Source organism: Streptomyces sp. NPDC046465 (assembly GCF_040646035.1).
Classification (GTDB): Bacteria; Actinomycetota; Actinomycetes; order Streptomycetales; family Streptomycetaceae; genus Streptomyces.
The window spans coordinates 329,942-354,429 of the sequence record NZ_JBEYZK010000004.1; the positions used below are offsets into that span (position 1 = coordinate 329,942).

The following is a 24,488-nucleotide window of genomic DNA, read 5'->3' on the forward strand; positions in this document are numbered from 1 at the left end:
CGGAATACCGAGATCACACAGGGAGCAACCGGAATGGGTTCGGTTCGCGTAGCCATCGTCGGCGTGGGCAACTGCGCCGCCTCGCTGGTCCAGGGCGTCGAGTACTACAAGGACGCAGACCCGGACGCCAAGGTCCCGGGCCTGATGCACGTCCAGTTCGGCGACTACCACGTCGGTGACGTCGAGTTCGTCGCCGCCTTCGACGTCGACGCGAAGAAGGTCGGCCTCGACCTCTCGGACGCCATCGGCGCCAGCGAGAACAACACCATCAAGATCTGCGACGTGCCGAGCAAGGGCGTCACCGTCCAGCGCGGCCACACCTACGACGGCCTTGGCAAGTACTACCGCCAGACCATCGAGGAGTCCGCCGAGGCCCCGGTCGACATCGTCCAGATCCTCAAGGACCGCAAGGTCGACGTCCTCGTCTGCTACCTGCCCGTGGGCTCCGAGAACGCCGCGAAGTTCTACGCGCAGTGCGCCATCGACGCCAAGGTCGCGTTCGTCAACGCCCTCCCGGTCTTCATCGCCGGCACCAAGGAGTGGGCGGACAAGTTCACCGAGGCCGGTGTCCCGATCGTCGGCGACGACATCAAGTCGCAGGTCGGCGCCACGATTACGCACCGCGTGATGGCGAAGCTGTTCGAGGACCGCGGTGTCCGTCTTGAGCGCACCATGCAGCTCAACGTCGGCGGCAACATGGACTTCAAGAACATGCTCGAGCGCGACCGCCTCGAGTCCAAGAAGATCTCGAAGACGCAGGCCGTCACCTCGCAGATCCGCGACCGCGAGCTGGGCGAGGACAACGTCCACATCGGCCCGTCGGACTACGTCGCGTGGCTCGACGACCGCAAGTGGGCGTACGTCCGCCTCGAGGGCCGCGCCTTCGGCGACGTCCCGCTGAACCTGGAGTACAAGCTCGAGGTCTGGGACTCCCCGAACTCGGCCGGTGTCATCATCGACGCCCTGCGCGCCGCGAAGATCGCCAAGGACCGCGGCATCGGCGGCCCGATCCTCTCCGCGTCGAGCTACTTCATGAAGTCCCCGCCGGTCCAGTACTTCGACGACGAGGCCTACGCGAACGTCGAGAAGTTCATCAAGGGCGAGGTCGAGCGCTAAACAGCCCTCTCCTTGTTGCTTGTCGAGGGTCCCCGGGCATTCCGCCCGGGGACCCTCCTCGTATGTGAGGCTGTGCCCCATGGCTGTCGTCGGTGACCTGCGGATACTGCTGCGGCTGCGGGACTTCCGGCGGCTGCTCGCCGTACGGCTGCTCTCCCAGGGCGCGGACGGCGTCTACCAGGTCGCGCTCGCCACGTACGTCGTCTTCTCCCCGGAGAAACAGACGTCGCCGGCGGCCATCGCCTCCGCCATGGCGGTCCTGCTCCTGCCCTATTCGCTGATCGGCCCCTTCGCAGGGGTCCTGCTCGACCGCTGGCAGCGCCGCCAGGTCTTCCTGTACGGCAACCTCCTGCGGGCCGCACTGGCCGCGCTGACGGCCGTGCTGATGCTCAGCGGCGTCCCCGACTGGCTCTTCTACATCTCCGCCCTCTGTGTCACCGCGGTCAACCGCTTCGTCCTGGCCGGACTCTCGGCCGCGCTGCCACGGGTCGTCGACGCCGACCGCCTGGTCATCGCCAACTCCCTCTCGCCGACCGCGGGGACACTCGCCGCGACCATCGGCGGCGGGCTCGCGTTCGTCGTCCGGCTGGTGGGGTCGGACTCGGACGCGGCAGTGGTCCTCCTCGGCGCCGCCCTGTACCTCTGCGCCGCACTCGCCTCGCTCCGCATGGCGCGCGGGCTGCTCGGCCCGGACCCGGACCTGGTGCCGCCACGGCTCGCTGCCGCGCTGGCCGGAACGGCGCACGGGCTGAAGGCAGGGGTGCGGCATCTGAGCCAACGGCCCGCGGCCGCCCGCGCGCTGGCCGCGATGACGATGATGCGGTTCTGCTACGGCGCGCTGACGGTCATGGTCCTGATGCTGTGCCGGTACGCCTGGTCGTCGACGGAGCCCGACGGGCTCGCGCTGCTCGGCCTGGCCGTGGGGATTTCCGGGGCGGGGTTCTTCGTGGCGGCTCTGGTGACGCCTGCGGCGGTGGGACGGCTGGGGGCGGGCGGCTGGATCGTCGCCTGCGCGGGAACGGCGGCAGTCCTCGAACCCGCGCTCGGCCTCCCCTTCGAGCCCGCCCCGCTCCTCGTCGCCGCCTTCGTCCTCGGCCTGACCACCCAGGGCGCCAAGATCGCCACGGACACGGTGGTGCAGTCCGCGGTGGACGACGGCTTCCGCGGCCGGATCTTCAGCGTTTACGACGTGCTCTTCAACGTCGCATTCGTCGGCGCCGCGGCAGTGGCCGCCTTGATGCTGCCACCTGACGGCCGCTCGGTTCCGCTGGTCATCACGGTGGCTCTGGTCTACGCGGCGATTGCTGGGGCTATGGCCCGGTTTGACGCGCAGTAAGTGTCACATCAGTGACACAGAGCCTCCCTGGGCTACAGAGATACCGCCGCGCCTGGATAACTTACGGGCGTCGTATTCGCGCCATCGCGCTTTCGTTCTAGGGGGACCCCCAACGTGACCACTCCGCCGCCCCAGGGCCAGATGCCGTACCCGCCCCAGGGCCAGAACCCCTATGGCCAGCCCCAGGGCGGCGCTCCGTACGGTCAGCAGGCCTCGACAGCCCCGTACCCGGTGCACCAGGGACAGCCGGGTATGCCGCAGCAGCCGTACCCGCCCTACAACCAGGGTGGTCCCGTGCCCCCGCCGGCCGCCCCTCGCGGGCGTGGCAAGAAGCTGTTGCTGCGGATCGGCGGCTTCGTCCTGGTGGCGATCCTCATAGCCGTCGGCAAGACGATGCTAAACAAGAGCGACGCGGAGTCCACCTCGGTCGGCAGCTGCATGCACAATGAGGGCACACAGTTCTCGCCGGACCTCAAGGAAGTCGACTGCTCGTCGAGCGAGTCCGAGTTCAAGGTGGTCGAGAAGTTCGACGACACCAGCGACAGCGACAAGTGCGAGGCCGTCAAGACCTCAGAGGTCGCCTACTACCAGAGCGGCAAGGGCCACAACGTGGTGCTCTGCTTGAAGAAGACCAAGTAGCAGACCGCCGAGGGGCGCTGTTTCACGGTTTCACGTGAAACAGCGCCCCTCGGTGTTTCCGGGGTGGGGATGTTTCACGTGAAACATCCCCACCCCGTCTCCGCTCTCAAGCCTCAGCTCTGCGCGGCCCACCACTCCTTGAGCGCTGCCCCCGCCGCCTCCCGCTCCATCGGCCCGTTCTCCAGGCGAAGCTCCAGCAGGAACTTGTACGCCTGGCCGATCACGGGGCCCGGGCCCACGCCCAGGATCTCCATGATGTCGTTGCCGTCGAGGTCGGGGCGGATCGAGTCCAGCTCCTCCTGCTCCTGGAGGCGGGCGATGCGCTCCTCCAGGCCGTCGTACGCGCGCGACAGGGCATTCGCCTTGCGCTTGTTGCGCGTCGTGCAGTCGGAGCGGGTCAGCTTGTGCAGACGCTCCAGCTGCGGGCCCGCGTCGCGTACGTAGCGCCGTACGGCCGAGTCCGTCCACTCTCCCGTGCCGTAGCCGTGGAAGCGCAGGTGAAGCTCGACCAGACGCGAGACGTCCTTCACGAGCTCGTTGGAGTACTTGAGCGCCGTCATCCGCTTCTTGACCATCTTGGCGCCGACCACCTCGTGGTGGTGGAACGAGACACGTCCGTCGTCCTCGAAGCGCCGCGTCCGCGGCTTCCCGATGTCGTGCAGCAGTGCCGCGAGCCGCAGCGTCAGATCGGGGCCATCCTTCTCCAGCGCCATCGCCTGCTCGAGGACGATCAGCGAGTGGTCGTACACATCCTTGTGGCGGTGGTGCTCGTCCCGCTCCAGACGCAGCGCCGGCAGCTCGGGCAGGACCCGCTCGGCCAGCCCCGTCTCGACGAGAAGGGCAAGGCCCTTGCGCGGGTGCGCGGAGAGGACCAGTTTGTTCAATTCGTCCCGTACCCGCTCCGCGGAGACGATGTCGATGCGCTCGGCCATCGCCTTCATCGCGGCGACGACGTCGGGAGCCACCTCGAAGTCGAGCTGCGCGGCGAAGCGCGCGGCCCGCATCATGCGCAGCGGATCGTCCGAGAAGGACTCCTCGGGAGTGCCAGGAGTCCTCAGCACGCGCTCCTCGAGATCGTCGAGCCCGCCGTGCGGATCCACGAACTCCTTCTCGGGGAGTGCGACGGCCATCGCGTTGACGGTGAAGTCACGGCGCACGAGGTCTTCCTCGATGGAGTCGCCGTAGGACACCTCGGGCTTGCGCGAGGTCCTGTCGTACGCCTCCGAGCGGTACGTCGTGACCTCGATCTGGTAGCCCTCCTTCTGGCAGCCGACCGTGCCGAAGGCGATCCCGACCTCCCACACCGCGTCGGCCCACGGGCGGACGATCTTCAGTACGTCCTCGGGGCGAGCATCGGTCGTGAAGTCCAGGTCATTGCCGAGCCGGCCCAGAAGGGCGTCCCTGACCGAGCCGCCGACCAGGGCGAGAGGGAACCCGGCCTCCTGGAAACGGCGGGCGAGATCGTCCGCGACAGGGGACACACGCAGCAGTTCGCTGACCGCGCGGCGCTGCACCTGGCTCAGTGCGCTGGGATTGTCTTCATTGGCGTTCGGCACAACAGAAAAGGGTACGTGGCCCGGACGCCCGCGGCCGACCCGATTACTCTCCGGCCCCACAGGGCTCCCGCCGCCGCTCCGGACAGGTCTTCCGATCACGTGGAGCAGTCCGCGGCACTTCGCCACAGCGCGCATCGTTACCATGCGTGGACGCACAACCGACGACCACTGACGACGAGGGACGGGCGAACGCGTGGCCGAGGCGGCAGACTTTCCGGGGACAAGCCCCTCACCTGCCCGCCGGTGGCTGCGGCGCACCGCAGCACTGCTGGTGGGTACCCCATTGCTGGCCGGCCTCCTACAGGTCCCGGCAGGCCCAGTGGCACACGCCACAGGCCCCGGCGCCAAGGCAGGAGCCGTCGTACAGAGCGCGAAGGCCGACGCGACCGGCTCCCGTACCGTCGATGTCTCTGTGGACTCGCTCACCCCCACTGCTCCCAGTGAGGGCGACACCCTCACGGTGTCGGGCACGGTCACCAACAACGGCAAGCAGACGGTGACCGGGTCGCAGGTCGGCCTGCGTGTCGCACCGCTCAGCTCCCGGAGCTCGATCGACAGCGCCGCCCAGCGCACGGGCTTCCAGCCCGGGTCGGAGGGCACGGAGGTCGGCGGCAAGTACGTCGACAAGTTCCGCAGGCTCGCTCCGGGGGTCCGGCAGGACTTCAGCATCTCCGTACCCGTCAAGGAACTGCCCCTTGGCATGGACGGCGTCTATCAGCTGGGGGTCGCCCTCACCGGCCAGACCAGCGCCCAGCCCTATCCGCAGGTGCTGGGCATCGAGCGCACCTTCCTGCCGTGGCAGCCCGATGCCGCCGGCACGAAGACGAAGACCTCGTATCTCTGGCCGCTCACCTCCAGCAACCACCTCACGGCTAAGACCGGCTCCGACGAACAGCAGACGCCCGTCTTCAAGAACGACGACCTGGCCGAAGAGCTGGCCACGGGCGGGCGCCTGGAACAGCTGCTGTCCCTCGGCAGCGGCCTGGACATCACCTGGGTCATCGATCCGGACCTGCTCGCCTCCGTCGACGCGATGACGAAGAGCTACCGGATCGAGAACCCCGACGGGAAGACCACCAGGGCGGGCAGGCACCAGGCGGTCGCCAACCAGTGGCTCAACAACCTCCAGGCCGCCGTCAAGGGCAAGAAGGTCGTCGCACTGCCTTTCGCCGACCCCGACCTCGCGTCCCTCGCACACACCGGCAAGGCGGTCACCGGTTCCCTCGGCCACCTCAAGGAAGCCACCGACGTGGGCGCCAACGCGGTGAAGACGATCCTCCAGGTGAAGCCGAGCACAGACTTCGCGTGGCCCGCCGACGGGGCGATCGATCCGTCGATCGTCGACGTCGCCACCTCTGCGGGCGCCCACTCGGTGATCGCCCGCAGCGACAGCATGGGGGAATCGGACGACCTGCAGTACTCGCCGAACGCGGCGCGGCCCATCGGCGGCGGCACGACCGCCGTGGTGACCGACGCGCGCCTCTCGACGGCCTTCCAGCGCGACATGACCGGTGCCGAGGACTCCACGCTCGCCGTCCAGGAGTTCCTCGCCCAGAGCTTGATGATCAACCTGCAGAACCCCGACAAGCAGCGCCACATTGTCGTCGCTCCGCAGCGCATGCCCTCGGCGAGTCAGGCCCAGGCCATGCAGAAGGCGCTCTCCGCTCTCGCCGACGAGAAGTGGTCGCAGTCCGAGGACCTGCCCGCCGCCGCGAAGGCGAAGCCGGATCCGCAGGCCACCACCCAGGTCCCCTCGGCCGGGTCCTACCCGGCGTCGCTGCGCAAGCAGGAGCTGCCGCAGCGGTCCTTCGAGAACATTCAGAACACCCAGAACCGGCTCACACGCTTCCAGGTGATCCTGATCCAGAAGGACCGTGTGGTCACCCCCTTCGGGAGGGCCATAGACCGTGAGATGTCCACGTCCTGGCGGGGGCGCCCGAAGGAGGCGAGGGCCTATCAGGACAGCGTGTGGGCCTATCTGAACGACCTCACCAGGCAGGTGTCCCTGATCCGGAGGGCCGACGCGAAGCTCTCCGGCCGCAGCGCGACCATCCCCGTGTCGGTGCAGAACAACCTGGTGCAGGGCGTCGAGCACCTGGTCCTGCGGCTGTCCTCGAGGAACCCCACCCGTCTGAAGATCGGCGACGGGCAGTTCGAGGAGAAGCCGATCAAGATCGCGGGCGGGCACTCCCAGTCCGTGAAGTTCACGACCACGGCCAACGCCAACGGCCCGGTCCCCGTGTACGCCCAGCTGTACACAGAGGACGGGGAGCCTTACGGCGAACCCGTCCGCTTCGACGTCAACGTCACCGAAGTCACCCCCACGGTGATGCTGGTCATCGCCGGCGGGCTTCTGCTCCTCGTACTGGCCGGGTTCCGGATGTACACGCAGCGCAAGCGCGCGGCCCGGAAGCAGGCCCAGGAAGGCCCGGGCACAGGGCCGGACGACGGGCCGGAGGGCGAATCGGGCACCGAGCCCGGGAAGGACGACCCCGAGCAGCCGAGTGACCCGACACCGGACACCGCCCCGGAAAGCACCGACCCGTCGGACACGGGTGAGAGAGTGGACCGTTGAGCGATGTCGTGGCCGGTGGGCCCGGGGACGATGAGGTGGGGTAACCATGAACGCGCCGTACGACGGTGACCGTGGCCAGGGCACGGGCGGCTCCGCCTCGCCCGAGGGCCCACCGCCCGGCCCCGAGCACGGGCACGGGCAGGTACCACCGCAGCCCGCGCCGGACATGTATCTCCAGGACGCCTACGACCAGGACCCCTACCGGGCACAGGACCTCTCCGCCCAGGACCCGGTCACCGAGGCGCTCTACGACCGCGCGGCGCACCCCCCGCCGCCGCCCGGCGCCTACCCGCAGCAGCCGCTCTACGCCCAGCCACCCGCCTCGCAGCACTCGCCCGACCCGCGCGTGTGGGCGCAGACCCCGCCCCCCGAGCCGGAGGGAGTGACCCGGCACCTCCCGTACGGCGACGACGCCCGCACGACGCAGTTCGTGGGCGTCGACGACCTGGTCACCCAGGCGGGCGAGGAACGCCACGAGCCGGATGCCTTCGCTCACCTCTTCCGCGACCAGCAGCCCGGTGGCTACCGCGGCCAGCAGGGCGGGTACCAGCAGGCCGACTACCAGCAGGACGCGTACCCCCAGGCCGGTCATCAGCAAGGCGGGTACCAGCAGAGCGGCTACCCGCAGGGCGCGTACCAGCAGGACGGTTATCCCCAGGACAACGGTTACCAGCAGGGGAACAGCTACCCGCAGGGGAACGGTTACCAGCAGGGCGAGGGCTACCCCCAGGGCAACAGTTATCAGCAGGACGAGGGCTACCCGCAGGGCGGCCAGTACCCCCAAGGCAACGGTTACCCGCAGGACGACGGCTATCCGCAGCCTGTCGGTGGCGGCTATCCACCCGCCGTGGAGCAGCCGATCGTCCCCGCGCCGGCCGCCGACCCGACCCCGGCGCCGCCGCCCGTCCCAGCGCCCGCACCCGCGCCTGCCGGAAAGTCCGGCGGCCGCGCGTCGAGCCTGCTGAAGTCCAGCGCCGTCATGGCCGCGGGCACACTCGTCTCACGCCTCACCGGCTTCATCCGCTCCGCCCTGATCGTCTCGGCGCTCGGCGTCGGCCTGCTCGGCGACACCTTCCAGGTCGTCTACCAGATCCCGACGATGATCTACATCCTCACCGTCGGTGGCGGTCTCAACTCCGTGTTCGTGCCGCAGCTGGTGCGCTCCATGAAGGAGGACGAAGACGGCGGTGAGGCGTACGCCAACCGCCTGCTGACCCTCGTCACGGCCGCACTCGGCGTGCTCACGGTCCTTGGCATCGTGCTGGCTCCGCAGCTGGTGCGGCTGATGTCCGTCCCGGTCGCCAACAACGCGGCGGCCACCGATGTCGGCACCACGCTGCTGCGTTACTTCCTGCCCTCGATCTTCTTCATGGGCGTCCACGTGGTGATGGGGCAGATCCTCAACGCACGCGGCAAGTTCGGCGCGATGATGTGGACGCCGGTCCTCAACAACATCGTCATCATCTCCACGCTCGGCATGTTCATCTGGGTGTACGGAACCTCCGAGACGTCCGGCATGGGCGTCAACAGCATCCCGCCGGAGGCCGAGCGTCTGCTCGGTGTCGGCATTCTCCTCGGTCTCGTCGTCCAGGCCCTGGCGATGATCCCGTATCTGCGCGAGACCGGGTTCAGGCTGCGCCCGCGCTTCGACTGGCGGGGCCACGGCCTGGGCAAGGCCGCCAAGCTCGCCAAGTGGACGATCCTGTTCGTCCTCGCCAATCAGGCGGGCGCCCTCGTCGTCACCCAGCTGGCCACCTCGGCCACCGTCGATCTGCCGTCGACGAGCGGCATCGGCTTCGCCGCCTACGCCAACGCGCAGCTCATCTGGGGCCTCCCGCAGGCGATCATCACGGTCTCGCTGATGGCGGCCCTGCTGCCCAGGCTCGCCCGTTCCGCGCACGACGGGGACACGGGTTCCGTCCGTGACGACATCTCCCAGGGACTGCGCACGACGGCTGTCGCCATCGTGCCGATCGCCTTCGGGTTCGTCGCGCTCGGCATCCCCATGTGCACGCTGATCTTCGGTTCCTCGGGCAGCGCACAGGCCACGAACATGGGCTACATGCTGATGGCCTTCGGCCTCGGCCTGATCCCCTACTCCGTGCAGTACGTCGTGCTCCGCGCGTTCTACGCCTACGAGGACACGCGGACGCCCTTCTACAACACGGTCATCGTCGCCGTCTTCAACGCCGCCGCGTCAGGGGCCTGCTACGTCGTCCTGCCCACTCGCTGGGCGGTGACCGGCATGGCTGCCGTCTACGGTCTCGCGTACGCCATCGGCGTGGGCGTCGCCTGGCGCAGGCTGCGCAAGCGCCTCGGTGGCGATCTGGACGGCGCCCACGTACTGCGTACCTACGCCCGTCTGGGCATTGCCGCGCTGCCCGGGACCCTGCTCGGCGGCGGCGCCGCCTACATGGTCACCAAGGGCCTCGGACAGGGCGTCATCGGATCCCTGGCAGCGCTCCTCGCCGGGGGTGTGGTGCTGCTCGGCGTCTTCTTTGTCGCCGCGAAGCGCATGCGCATCGCGGAGCTCAACTCGATGGTCGGCATGGTCCGCGGCCGTCTCGGTCGCTGAGATGGTCGGCCTCGCACAACCATCGTCGGCCACCGTGTGTCGTGCATAGCGCCAGACTGTGGGCACAATTGGCTTTGGCGTCTGACGAAGCGCAACGGATGGGGAGGCAGGAACGACGGTGGCGGAACGGAGCACGGCTGCCGTCGACGTGGCAGACAACAGCGGTGACGAACCGCTGACCGCGAAGGCGGAGCAGGCCACGGCCGACGGGGTGGCCCAGACCCGGGAGCGGGAAACGGCAGCAGAAGAAGACGTGGCGGAGAACGACGAACCCACGGGCCACGGGGCCTCCTCACCCCCAGAACTGCACAGTGGCCACAAACTCGCCAGACGCTATCGACTCGAAGAGTGCGTCACCCGTCTGGACGGTTTCAGCAGCTGGCGTGCGGTCGACGAGAAGCTTCGCCGCGCCGTCGGTGTGCATCTCCTGCCCGCCGACCACCCGCGGGCCCGTTCGGTCCTCGCGGCGGCCCGTTCCTCGGCGCTGCTCGGTGACCCGCGCTTCGTGCAGGTCCTGGACGCGGTGGAGGAGAACGACCTCGTCTACGTGGTCCACGAGTGGCTCCCCGACGCCACGGAGCTGACCGCGCTCCTGGCCGCGAGCCCGCTCGAGGCGCACGACGCCTACCAGCTCGTCAACCAGGTCTCCCAGGCCATGGCCGCCGCGCACCGCGAAGGCCTCGCGCATCTGCGGCTGACCCCTGGCGCGGTGCTGCGCACCTCCACGGGCCAGTACCGCATCCGGGGTCTCGCCGTGAACGCCGCGCTGCGCGGCATCAGTTCCGAAACCCCGCAGCGCGCCGACACAGAGGCGATCGGCGCCCTTCTGTACGCGTCGCTGACCCAGCGCTGGCCGTACGAGGACGACGCGTACGGCCTCTCCGGGCTCCCCAAGGACATCGGCCTCATCGCCCCCGACCAGGTGCGCGCGGGCGTCCACCGCGGCCTGTCCGAGCTCGCCATGCGCGCGCTCGTCAACGACGGTGCGACCGCCTCCCGCCAGGACCCTCCGTGCACGACGCCGGAGGAGCTGGTGAAGGCGATCGGCGAGATGCCCCGCATCCGCCCGCCCGAGCCGGTGTTCACCGCGCCGCCCGAGTACCAGCGCACCACGTACCAACAGGGCACGTACGGCCGCCCCGCGGGTCCGGGCGCCACCCAGCCCGTGGCCGCCCCGCTGCCGCCGCTGCAGAGCCGTACCGGCAAGGCCCTCAAGTGGACCGTCTCCGCGCTGCTCATCGCCGCGCTCGGGTTGGGCAGCTGGCAGCTGGCTGACGCCCTCATGGACCGCGAGAACTCCAGCGACCCCGGCACGACGCACACCAACGGAGGCGACGGAGACAAGGGGCAGCCGAAGCCTGCGAAGCCGATTCAGATCAAGAGTGGCCAGGAGCTGGTCCTCAAGGGCGACCCCCAAGCCCCGAGCGACGTCCCCAAAACCTTCGACAACGACTCCTCCACGCTCTGGCGCACCAAGACGTTCAGGGAAGGCCCGCGTCTTGCCCCGTTCAAGCCCGGTGTCGGTATCGTCTACGACCTCGGATCGGAACATGAGGTCTCCGAGGCATCAGTAGCCCTTCTCTACGGCGGTGACCGCACCACGGTCTCGCTGTACGCGACGGACTCACTGGCACCCTCGACAGGGGTCGACTCCATGGAGAAGATCGGTACCGCGACCACCTCGGGCACCACCGCCAAGATCAAGGCGAAGAAGCCCGTGAAGTCGCGGTACGTGCTCCTCTGGATGACCGAAGTCCCGAACTCCGGCAGGGACGGGTACATCGGAGCCGGGTACAAGCAAGCCATCAAGGACGTGCAGCTCAAGGGCTGAAGGATCGGCCCACCACAGCTCACTGGGGGAGGGGGTTCGACGATGGACAGCACCGCGCACGGTGAGCTGAGCGATCAGGACCTCCTCGCCCGGCACGTCGCCGGCGACAAGGACGCCTTCGGCGAGCTGGTGAGGCGCCACCGTGACCGGTTGTGGGCCGTGGCGCTGCGCACGCTCGGAGACCGCGAGGAAGCCGCCGACGCGGTGCAGGACGCCCTGGTGTCCGCTTACCGCGCGGCACACACTTTCCGCGGGCAGTCCGCCGTGACGACCTGGCTCCACCGGATCACCGTGAACGCCTGCCTGGACCGGGCGCGCAAGGCAGCCTCGCGCAAGGCCACACCGATCGATGACACCGAACGCCTCGAGCAGCTCCTGGAACCGGAGGAGTCGGCTGCCGCCCCGGTCGAGCGGGGCGACCTGCACCGGGAGCTCATGGAGGCGCTCGGCACTCTGCCTCACGACCAGCGTGCCGCCCTCGTCCTGGTCGACATGCAGGGCTACCCCGTCGCCGAGGCGGCCAGCGTCCTCGATGTGCCCACCGGGACCGTCAAGAGCCGCTGCGCACGCGGCAGGGCCAGACTCCTGCCGCTCCTCACCCATCTGCGTACGGAGTCGCCTCCGGGCAAGGGGGATGGCGGCAACGACGAGGGAAGCAAGAAGCCCGGCTCGGGAAGGAACCGGACGCAGGGGACATCCGTCCCACCGGCAGCGGGGCCACGGGATACAGGACCGAGCGATTCAGCTGCTGTGAAGGGCGGAGGTGGGCGAGCGTGACCACGACCGATACGGCCGAGCACCCGGACGTCGCCGAGATCTCCGATCTGACCGAGGGTCTCCTCCCTCCGTCGCGCACGAGCGCCGTGCGTAGGCACCTGGACGGCTGCGAGCTCTGCGCCGACGTCTACGCCTCCCTGGAGGAGATCCGCGGCATGCTCGGGACCCTCCCGGGCCCTCCGCGGATGCCGGACGACGTCGCCGGGCGCATCGACGCGGCACTCGCTGCCGAGGCTCTGCTGGACTCCACCACGACCGGAGACCTGCACTCAGAAGATGTGAACTCGGAGGAGACGGCGTCGGAGGAGGCGACCTCTGAACCGGCAGTCCTCGCTTCTGCGTCCGCTGCCGCACGTGTTTCACGTGAAACATCGTCCGTTCCTGTCTCCGCCGGAGTCACCGACAGGCCCGCGGGACATTCCCGGGCAGCCACCGGACCTGGGCGTGGGGGCCGCCTCCGGAGCATGCGCCGACGGACGACCGTGCTCGGCGCCGTCTTCACCGCAGCGGCCATCGGTCTCGGGACCCTGCTGATCCAGACCATGGGCGGCGATACCGACGGCCCGGCCGGGTCTGCCTCTGAGCGCACCGATACCGCGAACGCCTTCTCCGAAGGAAAGCTCGAAGGACGCGTCGCCGGTCTCCTCGACAAGAACCACGTGCGGAAGCCCCAAGGGCAGACGGATGCCTCGACGCCGTCCTTCGACACGCGTTCCAGCCCGGAGTCCCCCAAGAAGAACTCTCCGATGACCACGGTCCAGGTGCCGAACTGCATCCAGCGCGGCATCGGTGACAGGACACCGCTCGCTGCCGAAGAGGGCTCCTACGAAGGCAAGGACGCCTACCTCGTGGTGGTCCCCCATGACTCCGACAGCTCCAAGGTCTCCGCGTACATCGTCGATGCCGCCTGCGTGGGCAAGTCCTCGCCGCGCGCGGGCAAGGTTCTCATGACGCACGCCTACCCTCAGGGCTGACAGTCCCAGGCTTTTTCCCGCCCTGTCCGGCGGGCGCTCGACGCTGCGGCCAGCGCTCTTGTGGCACATGGCACTCTTCCGCCTGCCGCGCTTCCGTGCGCTCGGCCATGTCGGGGAATGCATGCCCCGTAGGATCCGTTGGGTGGGGTGAGAGTCCTGAGACAGGCACCCACCAGCACTACGCAGCAGTCCCCAGAGACGAGGAATCAAGCCGTGACCGACGTCCGTAACGTGATCATCATCGGCTCCGGGCCCGCCGGCTACACGGCGGCGCTCTATACCGCGCGCGCGTCGCTGAAGCCGCTGGTGTTCGAGGGCGCCGTCACCGCCGGCGGTGCGCTGATGAACACCACCGAGGTGGAGAACTTCCCCGGCTTCCAGGACGGCGTCATGGGCCCCGAGCTCATGGACAACATGCGGGCCCAGGCCGAGCGCTTCGGTGCCGAGCTCGTACCCGACGATGTCGTCGCCGTCGACCTCAGCGGTGACATCAAGACCGTGACGGACACCGCGGGCACCGTGCACCGCGCGAAGGCCGTCATCGTCACGACCGGCTCTCAGCACCGCAAGCTGGGCCTGCCGAACGAGGACGCCCTCTCCGGACGCGGCGTCTCCTGGTGTGCCACCTGTGACGGCTTCTTCTTCAAGGACCAGGACATCGCCGTGATCGGCGGCGGTGACACCGCGATGGAGGAGGCCACCTTCCTCTCGCGCTTCGCCAGGTCCGTGAAGATCGTGCACCGCCGTGACACCCTGCGCGCCTCCAAGGCGATGCAGGACCGCGCCTTCGCCGACCCGAAGATCTCGTTCGTCTGGGACAGCGAGATCGCCGAGATCAAGGGCGACCCGAAGCTCGAGGGTCTGACGCTCCGCAACCTGAAGACGGGCGAGACGTCCGAGCTGCCGGTGACGGGTCTCTTCATCGCGATCGGCCACGACCCGCGCACCGAGCTCTTCAAGGGACAGCTCGAGCTGGACGACGAGGGCTACCTCAAGGTCGAGGCTCCCTCGACCCGGACGAACCAGACCGGTGTCTTCGGCGCCGGTGACGTCGTCGACCACACGTACCGTCAGGCGATCACGGCGGCCGGTACCGGCTGCTCCGCCGCTCTCGACGCCGAGCGCTTCCTGGCGGCACTGTCCGACGCCGAGGCCCCGGAGCCCGAGAAGACCCCGACCGCCAGCGTCTGACCCTCCCCCCGTGCACCACCCCGAGAGATGAGGAGCCCGCAGTGGCCAACCTGAAGATTGTGACGGACGCCTCCTTCGAGGAAGATGTCCTCAAGAGCGACAAGCCCGTCCTGGTGGACTTCTGGGCCGCCTGGTGTGGCCCGTGCCGTCAGATCGCGCCCTCCCTGGAGGCGATCGCTGCCGAGCACGGCGACAAGATCGAGGTCGTCAAGCTCAACATCGACGAGAACCCGGGTACGGCCGCCAAGTACGGCGTCATGTCCATCCCGACGCTGAACGTGTACCAGCACGGTGAGGTCGCCAAGACCATCGTCGGCGCCAAGCCCAAGGGCGCGATCGAGAAGGACCTCGCGGACTTCATCGCCGAGTAATCGGCGGCGATGTTTCACGTGAAACACGAATGGGCCAGTCCCCACGGGGACTGGCCCATTCGTCGTTCAGTGGCCTGAGGCCTTCCCTGGCTCAGGCCCTCGGCTCAGGTCCTCCCACGCGGCCCGCGCGTCGGTTCACAGCGGTCGGAGCGCGGGCTCCTTCTGCACCGCTCCCAGCAGTCGGTCGAGCGCCAGCTCCACGTCCTCCTTCCAGGAGAGCGTCGTCCGCAGTTCGAGTCGCAGCCTCGGATAGGCGGGATGCGGGCGGACCGTCTTGAAGCCCACCGCCAGAAGATGCTCCGCGGGGAGCACACACGCGGGCTTCTCCCACCGCGCGTCTCCGAAGGCCTCGATCGCCTTGAACCCTCTGCGCAGGAGATCCTTCGCGACGGTCTGGACCATCACTCGGCCCAGCCCCTGCCCTTGGTACCCGGGCATGATCCAGGCCGTCATCAGCTGCACGGCATCCGGAGACACCGGGCTCGTGGGAAATGCCGTGGAGCGGGGGACATACGCCGGAGGCGCGTAGAGCACGAAGCCGACCGGCATGTCGTCGACGTAGACGACGCGGCCGCAGGACCCCCACTCCAGCAGGACGGCGGAAATCCACGCCTCCTTCTCCGTCTCCGGAGTGCCGGCCTTTACCGCGGCCTGGCCGCTGACCGGGTCCAGCTCCCAGAAGACACACGTCCGGCACCGCTTGGGGAGATCCGGGAGGTTGTCCAGTGTGAGCGGTACGAGCCGACGCCCCATGAAGGCGGTTCCTCATTTCCATCGGCCGCCGCACTACGGGCAGCTGTCAGAGCGCTGCGTTCCCTGAGCAGGCTGCCGACGAAGCCGCCGACCGCTCCTAACCCCAGGCCCGCGGTCATCAGTCCGGTGCGGCTCATCGATCGCATGGCCCCCGCCTCCCCAAAGAGGTGCCGTCAGGTGGATGCGCCATACCCGATCGCATCGTATCCACGATGTGATTGCATCGAAACCGTAAGAAAGCAAAGAGCGGGCCGTGTTCCGGTACTAACCGGACACGGCCCGCTCTCGCGGTGCCGACCCCTGGGGATCAGCCCTTGTCGTTCTCGGTGGCGTTCTCCGACTCGTCGTCGTCCGGTCCGCTCTTCAGCACCGGCCCCTCTCCCGGAGCCAGGGTGCCGAGGATGCGCTCCAGATCCTCCAGAGAGGCGAAGTCGACGACGATCTTGCCCTTCTTCTGTCCCAGGTCCACCCGGACCCGGGTCTCGAACCGGTCGGAGAGCCGAGTGGCGAGGCTGCTCAGCGCCGGTGAGAGCCTGGCGCCGGCGCGCGGCCCCTTGGCCTTCGGGGCTCGCTGCGGCCGCGCTCCCATGAGGGTCACGATCTCCTCGACAGCACGCACCGAGAGGCCTTCGGCCACGATCCGGTGGGCGAGTCGGTCCTGCTCCTCCGAGTCCTCGACGGAGAGCAGTGCACGGGCATGCCCTGCGGAGAGAATCCCGGCGGCGACCCGGTTCTGCACCGTCGGCGAAAGCTTCAGCAGCCGCAGCGTGTTGGAGACCTGAGGGCGGGACCGGCCGATGCGGTCCGCCAGCTGGTCGTGCGTGCAGTTGAAGTCCTTGAGCAACTGGTCGTAGGCGGCGGCCTCTTCCAGCGGGTTCAGCTGGGCACGGTGCAGGTTCTCGAGCAGCGCGTCCAGGAGGAGCTTCTCGTCGTCCGTGGCCCGCACGATGGCCGGGATGCGCTCCATGCCCGCTTCCCGGCACGCACGCCAGCGCCGCTCGCCCATGATGAGCTCGTAGCGCGCAGGACCCAGCTGCCGTACGACGACCGGCTGAAGAAGCCCGACCTCCTTGATGGAGGTCACCAGCTCGGCGAGAGCGTCCTCGTCGAACACCGCACGCGGCTGCTGAGGGTTGGGCTTGATGACGTCGACCGGCAGCTCGGCGAAGTGTGCGCCCGCGACGGTCTGGTTCTCCGGTGTCTCCGCCGCTTGCTGGGGCGGCTCGATCGTTTCATGTGAAACAGAGCTCTGTGGAAGTGCCGCCACCTTCGCGGCCGCTACTCCCCGCTCAGCGGTCAGTACCGGCACCGCCGAGGGAGAGGCCGAGGCTCCTCCCATGCTCTGCGAGGGCTGCTTCTCCGTCGGGGCCGCAGGGATCAAGGCGCCGAGGCCTCGCCCCAGTCCTCTCCGTCGCTCGCTCACTGCATCCCCTCCGTCATGCTGTGCTGGTCGTTCTGAGCGCCCATATGGGCGTGCTGTACGTCGTAGCGGACTCCGACTCCGCGCAGCGCGATCTCTCGTGCCGCTTCGAAATAGGAGAGGGCACCGCTCGATCCCGGATCGTAGGTGAGCACCGTCTGGCCGTAGCTCGGGGCTTCGGAGATGCGAACCGATCGCGGAATGCTCGTCCGCAGGACCTCGTCGCCGAAGTGAGTGCGTACTTCGTCCGCGACCTGCGAGGCGAGCCGGGTCCTGCCGTCGTACATGGTGAGCAGGATCGTCGACACATGCAGGTTCTGGTTGAGGTGCCCCCGCACCAGATCGACGTTGCGCAGGAGCTGGCCGAGACCTTCCAGTGCGTAGTACTCGCACTGAATGGGGATCAGCACCTCCGCGCCGGCCACCAATGCGTTGACCGTCAGGAGACCCAACGACGGCGGACAGTCGATGAGGATGTAGTCCAGCGGCTGCTCGTACGCCTGGATCGCCCGCTGCAGTCGGCTCTCCCGCGCGACCAGCGACACCAGCTCGATCTCCGCACCGGCGAGATCGATGGTGGCCGGGGCGCAGAAGAGGCCTTCTACATCAGATACCGGCTGGACGACGTCGGAGAGCGGCTTGCTCTCGACCAGGACGTCGTAGATGGACGGCACCTCGGCGTGATGGTCGATGCCGAGAGCCGTGGAGGCGTTGCCCTGCGGGTCGAGGTCGATCACCAGGACGCGGGCACCGTGCAGAGCGAGCGAGGCGGCGAGATTGACGGTCGTCGTCGTCTTGCCCACCCCGCCCTTCTGGTTGGCGACCACCATGACGCGGGTCTGCTCAGGACGTGGCAGACCCTCGCCGGCGCGGCCGAGCGCTTCCACTGCCAGTTGGGCAGCACGACCGATGGGTGTGTCGTCCATCGGGGTCGGTGTTTCACGTGAAACATCCTCCCCCGCCGATTCGGTACGGGGGCCGGGGACCGGATCGGTCATCGGTCCCGCGATGTTGGCGTCGGACCGCAAGGATTCACTCTCCTCGACATCAGGCTCGCAATGAACAGAGCCTCCCATGCTTTGAGGTTCATGAACCAGCGAGGCCCGGTCTTCTGTGGACGAATCCACCTCTGTGGAAAACTCCGTGCCCCTATCGAGGGAACCGAGTGGCCGGCGGTCGCGAGGTTCCGCAGCGCGGCCGCGACTGATGATGCCATGCAGCAGTGAGCGACGTTTCACGTGAAACACGATGCACGGCAGCCGGGGTGCCGCTGGCGCGACACCCCGGTATGGGTACGTTTGACTGCTTTTGTGGAGTACGTCTCGTCGTCAGGACGGATCAGTGACGGCGCTGCAAGAGATTCAGCGGCGACGGCGGGCGCGGGCGGCCTTGGCCCGCTTCGCCGCGAAGCGCACACCGCCGGGGCTCTCCCCGACCTCGACCCTGACGACGGTGGACTGCGGGTCCACCACGCCCTCGCCAACATGCAGCACCGAAGTGTCCACCGCGCCTAGCTTGCTCAGGGCAGCGCCTGCCGCCTTGACCTCTTCCTCGGCGGTGTCGCCCTTGAGCAGCAGCATCTCCCCGTAAGGGCGGAGCAGGGGTACGCCCCAAGCCGCCAGGCGGTCCAGCGGGGCGACGGCTCGCGCGGTCACCACATGGACGGGCGGCAGCTTGCCGAGAACTTCCTCGGCGCGGCCCCGCACCACCGTGACGTGGTCCAGGCCGAGCAGCTCCACGACCTCGGTGAGGAAGTTCGTGCGCCGCAGCAGCGGCTCAAGGAGCGTGATCTTCAGGTCCGGGCGGACGAGCGCCAGAGGGATGCCCGGCAGCCCGGCGCCGGAACCGACGTCGCACACCGTGACGTTCTCGGGCACGACCTCGGACAACACGGCGCAGTTCAGCAGGTGCCGCTCCCACAGTCGGGGCACTTCGCGGGGGCCGATCAGGCCTCGCTGCACTCCCGCATCGGCCAGCAGTTCCGCGTACCGGACCGCGTCCGCGAAGCGATCACCGAATACTGTCCGTGCCTCTTCCGGCGCCGGGGGGAGTTCCGCTGCCTCCGTCACGGGGACCGTCCTTCCGTACCGCACTGGGGTGGCTGTCTATCAGGCTGACAAAGATCGGCCCCGCCTGCGAACAGACGGGGCCGGGAAACGCTGTGCCGATCAGGCGGGGAGGACGACGACGAAGCGCTGCGGCTCCTCGCCCTCGGACTCGCTGCGCAGGCCGGCCGCCTTGACCGCGTCGTGCACGACCTTGCGCTCGAAGGGGGTCATCGGCTCGAGCTTGGCCGGCTCGCCGGAGCTCTTCACCTCGGCCGCGGCCTTGGCGCCCAGCTCCGAGAGCTCCTCGCGCTTCTTGGCACGGTAGCCCGCGATGTCCAGCATCAGACGGCTGCGATCACCGGTTTCGCGGTGGACGGCGAGACGGGTGAGCTCCTGGAGGGCCTCGAGGACCTCGCCGTCACGCCCGACCAGCTTCTGCAGATCGCGGCTGCTGACGTCGCTGATGATCGAGACAGCGGCCCGGTCGGCCTCGACATCCATGTCGATGTCGCCGTCGAGGTCGGCGATGTCGAGCAGACCCTCGAGGTAGTCCGCCGCGATCTCCCCCTCCTGCTCGAGGCGGGAGAGGGTGTCGCCGGCCTCAGCTGCGGCGGAGGTGGTGGTGCCTTCCGTCACTGGATGGGCTCCTTCTACTTCTTGGAGGACGGGTGCTTGGGCCGCTGCTGGCCCTTGCGCTGCTGTCCCGACTTGGCTCGGCTGCGCTGACCGGAGCCGGGCTTGGCGCCCTGCTTGTTGTCGCCACCGGTCTGCTTGGTCTTGGGGGAGTCGTCCTCGGGCTCGGGCTCGGCCTCGGTCTTCTCCAGCGACGTCTTCGCGTCGGGAACGGCGTCCGCCTTGGTGGCGCCGACCGCGCCCTGTGTCGGGGCCGTCTGGCGCTTGGACTTGCTCTGCCGCTTGGGCTGCTGGCGCTTCGGGGCACCGCCGGCGGGGGTGCCGTCCTCGGTCTCGGTGACGACGGTGCTGTCGCTCTCCACCACGGTGCCGTCGGTCTGAGCCGCGAGGCCCGCCTTGGTCAGACCGTTGATGAACTTGCGCTCGAACTCGTTGCGGTCACGGCCCTTGGCGACGATCGCCTTGATGACGTTCGTATTGCCACGCCCCCGCACCGACTTGGAGTGCACGACCTGCTTGTGCAGGCGCTCCAGGAACGCGGCCTGGGCCTTGGAGCCGGGGGTGGGGTTCCGGCGGATGACGAACATCTGCTGGCCCATGGTCCACACGTTGGTGGTCAGCCAGTAGACGAGGACACCGACCGGGAAGTTGATGCCGAAGACGGCGAACATGACCGGGAAGACATACATCAGCATCTTCTGCTGCTGCATGAACGGCGTCTTGACCGTGGTGTCCACGTTCTTCGTCATCAGCTGGCGCTGCGTGAAGAACTGCGACGCCGACATCATGATGATCATGATCGCGGTGACGACCCGGACATCGGTCAGGGTGGCGCCGAGAGAGGCGACCTTGTCCGCGCCGTCGGTGAACTTCGCGGCCAGCGGGGCACCGACGATGTGCGCCTTACGCGCGCTCTCCAGGAGCTGGTCGTCGATGACGCCGATGGTCTTGCCGGTCGCGATGCCGTTGAGCACGTGGTACAGCGCGAAGAAGAACGGCGACTGCGCCAGGATGGGAAGGCACGAGGAGAGCGGGTTGGTACCCGACTCCTTGTACAGCTTCATCATCTCTTCGGACTGGCGCTGCTTGTCGCTCTTGTAGCGCTCCTGGATCTTCTTCATCTCGGGCTGCAGCGTCTGCATCGCCCGAGTGGCCTTGATCTGCTTCACGAAGAGCGGGATCAGGCAGATCCGGATCAGGATCACCAGGGACACGATGGACAGGCCCCAGGCCCAGCCCGTGTCGGGACCGAAGATCTTCCCGTACACCGAGTGGAACTGGACGATGACCCACGAAACTGGTGTCGTGATAAAGCTGAAGAGACTGGCAATCGTGTCCACTAATCAGGCTCCTTGAGCATGGGACGGGGTCTCGGTCTCGGTGGCCGTTCCCGGGGGCAGATCCCCGGTCGGCGCACCTGCGGCGGAGGGCCCGCCCTTGCGTTCGCGCCAGGCAGCGCGCAGCATCTCGTGCCACCGCGGACGCTTGCGCGGCGGAACATGGTCGACTCCGCCCAGCGACCACGGATTGCACCGCAGGATGCGCCAGGCGGTGAGCGCCGTTCCCTTGATCGCACCGTGCCGGTCGATTGCCAGGAAGCCGTAGCGGGAACACGACGGGTAGTACTTGCACACCGGGCCCAGGAGTGGACTGATCGTCCACTGGTACAGCTTGATCAGAGCCAGCAGCGGGTACTTCATCGCGCGCCCCCTCCCAGCAACCGCTCCAGGGCGGCATCCAGGTCTCGGGCCAGCTGTGCATGGTCGGCGCCGCCCGCTCCGGGCAGCGCTCGTACTACTACCAGGCTACCGGGGGGCACCTTGGCCAACCGGTCGCGCATCAGATGGCGAAGTCTGCGCTTCACCTCATTGCGTACGACAGCTCCACCCACGGCCTTGCTGACGACGAAACCCGCACGTGTCGGGGGAGAGCTCTCCCCTGGCACGTGCGGGTCCGTTGCGCCCCTACGTAGATGGACGACGAGAAGCGGGCGTCCGGCCCGGCGTCCTCGGCGTACCGCGGTCGCGAAGTCTTCGCGCCGCCTCAGCCGATGCTCGGTAGGCAGCACGACGTCATGACCTGACTGAAATCAGGCGGACAGGCTGGCGCGACCCTTGCCACGACGGTTCGCAAGGATTGCGCGACCGGCACGGGTGCGCATCCGCAGGCGGAAGCCGTGGGTCTTGGCGCGGCGACGGTTGTTCGGCTGGAAGGTGCGCTTGCTCACTCGGGGGCTCCAGAAATGATCGTGTGGTGGCGGGACATCGCCTGGCTGTCACCGTGCGCCCACGAGAAGCTCGCGAATACGCACCGAGTGCACCGCTTCACAATCACAGATCGTGATCTTTGCCCATCGGAGGCAGGCGGCAGCAGCCATCGACAACTCGACCTGGTCACGGTACGCGGGGCTGCGCCATCCGGTCAAACCGGCCACCGAAGGGAGACACTGTGCACAGCCTGTGGACAACAACTTGAACCCTACCGGTCGCCCTGACTACCGTGACGGAACTCCGATTCGTTCCCTTCCTTCTCCCCATATCGATTTCCGTCCCAAGAACCACACGTTCGTGGGACCCCGTGAGAGAGCGTGCCCTGTGGCTGACGTACCTGCCGATCTTGCCGCAGTGTGGCCACGAGTTCTGGAACATCTGCTGGGTGAGGGCCGCGGGCAGGGCGTCGAGGCGAAGGACGAGCGGTGGCTCCGGAGCTGCCAGCCCCTGGCACTCGTCGCCGACACCGCGCTCCTGGCCGTTCCGAACGAATTCGCCAAGGGCGTACTGGAAGGCCGTCTCGCCCCGGTGGTCAGCGAGACCCTGAGCCGCGAGTGCGGCCGCCCGATCCGTATCGCCATCACCGTCGACGACTCCGTCGGTGAGCCGATGGGCCCGCCGGCCCCGCCCATCCAGCACCAGTCCGCTCCTCAGCACCCGCAGTCCCACCAGCAGCGCTACGAGGAACCCGAGCTGCCGCCCGGCTCCGGTCAGGAGCACGACTCCTACGAGAGTTACGGACGCCGCCCCTCGGACGAGCACCAGGGCGGCTCACGGCCCGACCAGATGCCGACCGCGCGCCCCGCCTACCCGGAGTACCAGCGCCCGTCCCCGGGCGCCTGGCCGCAGCACCAGCAGCAGGACGACTACGGCTGGCAGCAGCCGCGGCTCGGCTTCCCCGAACGTGACCCGTACGCGAATCCGGTGCAGCAGCCGCAGCACGACTACCGCTCGCAGCCGCCGCAGGAGCGTTCGCCGTACGAGCAGCAGCGCTCCGCTCCGCAGGACCGGCGCGAGCGCCACAACATGTCCGAGCCGCCCGGTGGCCACCGCGGCGGGGGCCACGGGGGCCATGGAGTGCACCGGGGCGGGCCTGTGGGGCCCACCTCGTCCAGCGGCGCCCCCGGCCCGCTGGCCGCGCAGCCGGCGCCCGCGACGGGGCCCGGGGAGCCCACCGCGCGCCTCAACCCGAAGTACCTCTTCGACACCTTCGTCATCGGCGCGTCGAACCGTTTCGCCCACGCGGCCGCGGTCGCCGTCGCCGAGGCGCCCGCGAAGGCGTACAACCCCCTCTTCATCTACGGAGAGTCGGGGCTCGGCAAGACGCACCTGCTGCACGCCATCGGGCACTACGCCCGCAGCCTCTATCCCGGCACGCGCGTGCGCTACGTGAGCTCGGAGGAGTTCACCAACGAGTTCATCAACTCCATCCGCGACGGCAAGGGCGACAGCTTTCGCAAGCGCTACCGCGAGATGGACATCCTGCTCGTCGACGACATCCAGTTCCTCGCGGACAAGGAGTCGACGCAGGAGGAGTTCTTCCACACGTTCAACACGCTCCACAACGCGAACAAGCAGATCGTTCTCTCCAGTGACCGGCCGCCCAAGCAGCTGGTCACCCTGGAGGACCGGCTGCGCAACCGCTTCGAGTGGGGACTGATCACCGACGTCCAGCCGCCGGAGCTGGAGACCCGTATCGCGATCCTTCGTAAGAAGGCGGTGCAGGAGCAGCTCAACGCCCCGCCGGAGGTGCTCGAGTTCATCGCGTCGCGGATCTCGCGGAACATCCGCGAGCTGGAGGGCGCGCTGATCCGGGTGACCGCCTTCGCGTCGCTCAATCGACAGCCTGTGGACCTGGGACTCACCGAGATCGTCCTCAAGGACCTGATTCCAGGCGGTGAGGACGCGTCTCCGGAGATCACCGCGCCGGCCATCATGGCGGCGACCGCCGACTACTTCGGCCTCACGGTGGACGACCTGTGCGGATCCTCCCGCAGCCGCGTCCTGGTGACGGCGCGCCAGATCGCCATGTATCTGTGCCGGGAGCTGACCGACCTCTCCTTGCCGAAGATCGGTGCGCAGTTCGGCGGGCGCGACCACACCACCGTGATGCACGCGGACCGCAAGATCCGCGCGCTGATGGCCGAGCGTCGCTCCATCTACAACCAGGTAACCGAGCTCACCAACCGCATCAAGAACGGCTGACGACCGCCGCGACGCTTCGCTGAGGGCGTTCCAGGGCAACTCCTGGGGCGCCCTTTTTCGTTGCTCACGCGCGCGTGGAGGCCGTTTCAGGGCTCCTCGGGCCTCACTCAGAGCACGCGGACCCGCACAGAGACGTCGTACGACCGCCGCCCGCTGTTCGATTTCCCCTGCTCATACGGCTGTTCTCCACAGATGTGCGTACTTTTTTCCCTCCACAC

The 24,488-nt window shown here is 68.3% G+C and carries 21 protein-coding genes; 11 read left to right on the forward strand and 10 right to left on the reverse strand.

The genetic code is table 11. The features are described from left to right. Nucleotides 1-33: 33 nt before the first annotated feature. From ABZ953_RS09055 to ABZ953_RS09065, 3 genes are all read left to right on the forward strand, one after another. Entirely contained in the window at nucleotides 34-1,116 is a 1,083-nt protein-coding gene (locus ABZ953_RS09055) for an inositol-3-phosphate synthase (protein ID WP_361719089.1), read from the forward strand. A gap of 79 nt (nucleotides 1,117-1,195) precedes the next feature. Then, nucleotides 1,196-2,452, forward strand: coding sequence for an MFS transporter (locus ABZ953_RS09060; protein ID WP_361719092.1), 1,257 nt, complete (start codon nucleotides 1,196-1,198; stop codon nucleotides 2,450-2,452). A gap of 141 nt (nucleotides 2,453-2,593) precedes the next feature. Continuing rightward, the gene (locus ABZ953_RS09065) at nucleotides 2,594-3,091 is read left to right on the forward strand and encodes a hypothetical protein (RefSeq protein WP_361719274.1); all 498 of its coding nucleotides are present in this window, start codon (nucleotides 2,594-2,596) and stop codon (nucleotides 3,089-3,091) included. A gap of 113 nt (nucleotides 3,092-3,204) precedes the next feature. Here the strand turns inward: ABZ953_RS09065 and ABZ953_RS09070 are convergent, their stop codons facing one another. Then, nucleotides 3,205-4,647 carry a CCA tRNA nucleotidyltransferase gene (locus tag ABZ953_RS09070; RefSeq protein WP_361719095.1) on the reverse strand — a complete coding sequence of 481 codons (1,443 nt, stop codon included), beginning with the start codon at nucleotides 4,645-4,647 and terminating at the stop codon, nucleotides 3,205-3,207. A 193-nt stretch (nucleotides 4,648-4,840) separates the two neighbouring features. Here ABZ953_RS09070 and ABZ953_RS09075 point away from each other — a divergent pair, with 193 nt between their 5' ends. The 7 genes from ABZ953_RS09075 to trxA all read left to right on the forward strand — a co-directional run bounded on the left by ABZ953_RS09075 (nucleotide 4,841) and on the right by trxA (nucleotide 14,941). Further along, a complete protein-coding gene (locus ABZ953_RS09075; protein ID WP_361719098.1) occupies nucleotides 4,841-7,222 on the forward strand; it encodes a DUF6049 family protein in 2,382 nt (793 codons plus the stop codon). A gap of 46 nt (nucleotides 7,223-7,268) precedes the next feature. Next, complete coding sequence (gene murJ / locus ABZ953_RS09080) at nucleotides 7,269-9,797, forward strand: murein biosynthesis integral membrane protein MurJ (protein WP_361719101.1); 2,529 nt, start codon at nucleotides 7,269-7,271, stop codon at nucleotides 9,795-9,797. A gap of 118 nt (nucleotides 9,798-9,915) precedes the next feature. Beyond that, a complete protein-coding gene (locus tag ABZ953_RS09085) occupies nucleotides 9,916-11,628 on the forward strand; it encodes a protein kinase family protein (protein WP_361719104.1) in 1,713 nt (570 codons plus the stop codon). A 42-nt stretch (nucleotides 11,629-11,670) separates the two neighbouring features. After that, on the forward strand, nucleotides 11,671-12,405 hold the full coding sequence (gene sigM, locus ABZ953_RS09090; protein WP_361719107.1) for an RNA polymerase sigma factor SigM: 735 nt from the start codon (nucleotides 11,671-11,673) through the stop codon (nucleotides 12,403-12,405). Next, nucleotides 12,402-13,379, forward strand: a complete 978-nt coding sequence (locus ABZ953_RS09095; RefSeq protein WP_361719110.1) for a hypothetical protein — start codon at nucleotides 12,402-12,404, stop codon at nucleotides 13,377-13,379. The genes sigM and ABZ953_RS09095 overlap by 4 nt, the downstream gene beginning before the upstream one ends. Nucleotides 13,380-13,592: 213 nt before the next feature. Then, a complete protein-coding gene (gene trxB, locus ABZ953_RS09100; protein ID WP_361719113.1) occupies nucleotides 13,593-14,570 on the forward strand; it encodes a thioredoxin-disulfide reductase in 978 nt (325 codons plus the stop codon). A gap of 41 nt (nucleotides 14,571-14,611) precedes the next feature. Next, nucleotides 14,612-14,941 (forward strand): thioredoxin, encoded by a 330-nt coding sequence (gene trxA, locus ABZ953_RS09105; RefSeq protein ID WP_361719115.1) that lies wholly within the window; start codon nucleotides 14,612-14,614, stop codon nucleotides 14,939-14,941. Between the two features lie 135 nt (nucleotides 14,942-15,076). Here the strand turns inward: trxA and ABZ953_RS09110 are convergent, their stop codons facing one another. The 9 genes from ABZ953_RS09110 to rpmH form a co-directional block, all read right to left on the reverse strand. Continuing rightward, a complete protein-coding gene (locus ABZ953_RS09110; RefSeq protein WP_361719118.1) occupies nucleotides 15,077-15,694 on the reverse strand; it encodes a GNAT family N-acetyltransferase in 618 nt (205 codons plus the stop codon). 307 nt (nucleotides 15,695-16,001) lie between these two features. Next, a complete protein-coding gene (locus ABZ953_RS09115; protein WP_361719121.1) occupies nucleotides 16,002-17,117 on the reverse strand; it encodes a ParB/RepB/Spo0J family partition protein in 1,116 nt (371 codons plus the stop codon). Then, on the reverse strand, nucleotides 17,114-18,190 hold the full coding sequence (locus ABZ953_RS09120; protein ID WP_361719124.1) for a ParA family protein: 1,077 nt from the start codon (nucleotides 18,188-18,190) through the stop codon (nucleotides 17,114-17,116). Before ABZ953_RS09120 ends, ABZ953_RS09115 begins: the two co-directional genes overlap by 4 nt. A 285-nt stretch (nucleotides 18,191-18,475) precedes the next feature. Further along, entirely contained in the window at nucleotides 18,476-19,183 is a 708-nt protein-coding gene (gene rsmG, locus ABZ953_RS09125) for a 16S rRNA (guanine(527)-N(7))-methyltransferase RsmG (RefSeq protein ID WP_361719127.1), read from the reverse strand. A gap of 99 nt (nucleotides 19,184-19,282) precedes the next feature. After that, a complete protein-coding gene (locus ABZ953_RS09130; RefSeq protein ID WP_361719130.1) occupies nucleotides 19,283-19,798 on the reverse strand; it encodes a R3H domain-containing nucleic acid-binding protein in 516 nt (171 codons plus the stop codon). 14 nt (nucleotides 19,799-19,812) lie between these two features. Continuing rightward, a complete protein-coding gene (gene yidC, locus ABZ953_RS09135; RefSeq protein WP_361719133.1) occupies nucleotides 19,813-21,135 on the reverse strand; it encodes a membrane protein insertase YidC in 1,323 nt (440 codons plus the stop codon). Nucleotides 21,136-21,138: 3 nt separating this feature from the next. Next, nucleotides 21,139-21,495, reverse strand: coding sequence for a membrane protein insertion efficiency factor YidD (yidD, locus tag ABZ953_RS09140; protein WP_361719136.1), 357 nt, complete (start codon nucleotides 21,493-21,495; stop codon nucleotides 21,139-21,141). Further along, the gene (rnpA, locus tag ABZ953_RS09145) at nucleotides 21,492-21,863 is read right to left on the reverse strand and encodes a ribonuclease P protein component (RefSeq protein ID WP_361719139.1); all 372 of its coding nucleotides are present in this window, start codon (nucleotides 21,861-21,863) and stop codon (nucleotides 21,492-21,494) included. Before rnpA ends, yidD begins: the two co-directional genes overlap by 4 nt. 21 nt (nucleotides 21,864-21,884) lie before the next feature. Next, a complete protein-coding gene (gene rpmH, locus ABZ953_RS09150) occupies nucleotides 21,885-22,022 on the reverse strand; it encodes a 50S ribosomal protein L34 (protein WP_006381191.1) in 138 nt (45 codons plus the stop codon). A 367-nt stretch (nucleotides 22,023-22,389) separates the two neighbouring features. Here rpmH and dnaA point away from each other — a divergent pair, with 367 nt between their 5' ends. After that, on the forward strand, nucleotides 22,390-24,270 hold the full coding sequence (gene dnaA / locus ABZ953_RS09155) for a chromosomal replication initiator protein DnaA (RefSeq protein WP_361719142.1): 1,881 nt from the start codon (nucleotides 22,390-22,392) through the stop codon (nucleotides 24,268-24,270). Nucleotides 24,271-24,488: the final 218 nt, after the last annotated feature.

Coding starts and splice junctions, on each gene's coding strand:
- ABZ953_RS09120 (WP_361719124.1), bottom strand. CDS start 18,190: ATGGGAGGCTCTGTTCATTGCGAGCCTGATGTCGAGGAGAGTGAATCC.
- ABZ953_RS09060 (WP_361719092.1), top strand. CDS start 1,196: ATGGCTGTCGTCGGTGACCTGCGGATACTGCTGCGGCTGCGGGACTTC.
- ABZ953_RS09110 (WP_361719118.1), bottom strand. CDS start 15,694: ATGGGGCGTCGGCTCGTACCGCTCACACTGGACAACCTCCCGGATCTC.
- murJ (WP_361719101.1), top strand. CDS start 7,269: ATGAACGCGCCGTACGACGGTGACCGTGGCCAGGGCACGGGCGGCTCC.
- ABZ953_RS09065 (WP_361719274.1), top strand. CDS start 2,594: ATGCCGTACCCGCCCCAGGGCCAGAACCCCTATGGCCAGCCCCAGGGC.
- ABZ953_RS09055 (WP_361719089.1), top strand. CDS start 34: ATGGGTTCGGTTCGCGTAGCCATCGTCGGCGTGGGCAACTGCGCCGCC.
- sigM (WP_361719107.1), top strand. CDS start 11,671: ATGGACAGCACCGCGCACGGTGAGCTGAGCGATCAGGACCTCCTCGCC.
- yidD (WP_361719136.1), bottom strand. CDS start 21,495: ATGAAGTACCCGCTGCTGGCTCTGATCAAGCTGTACCAGTGGACGATC.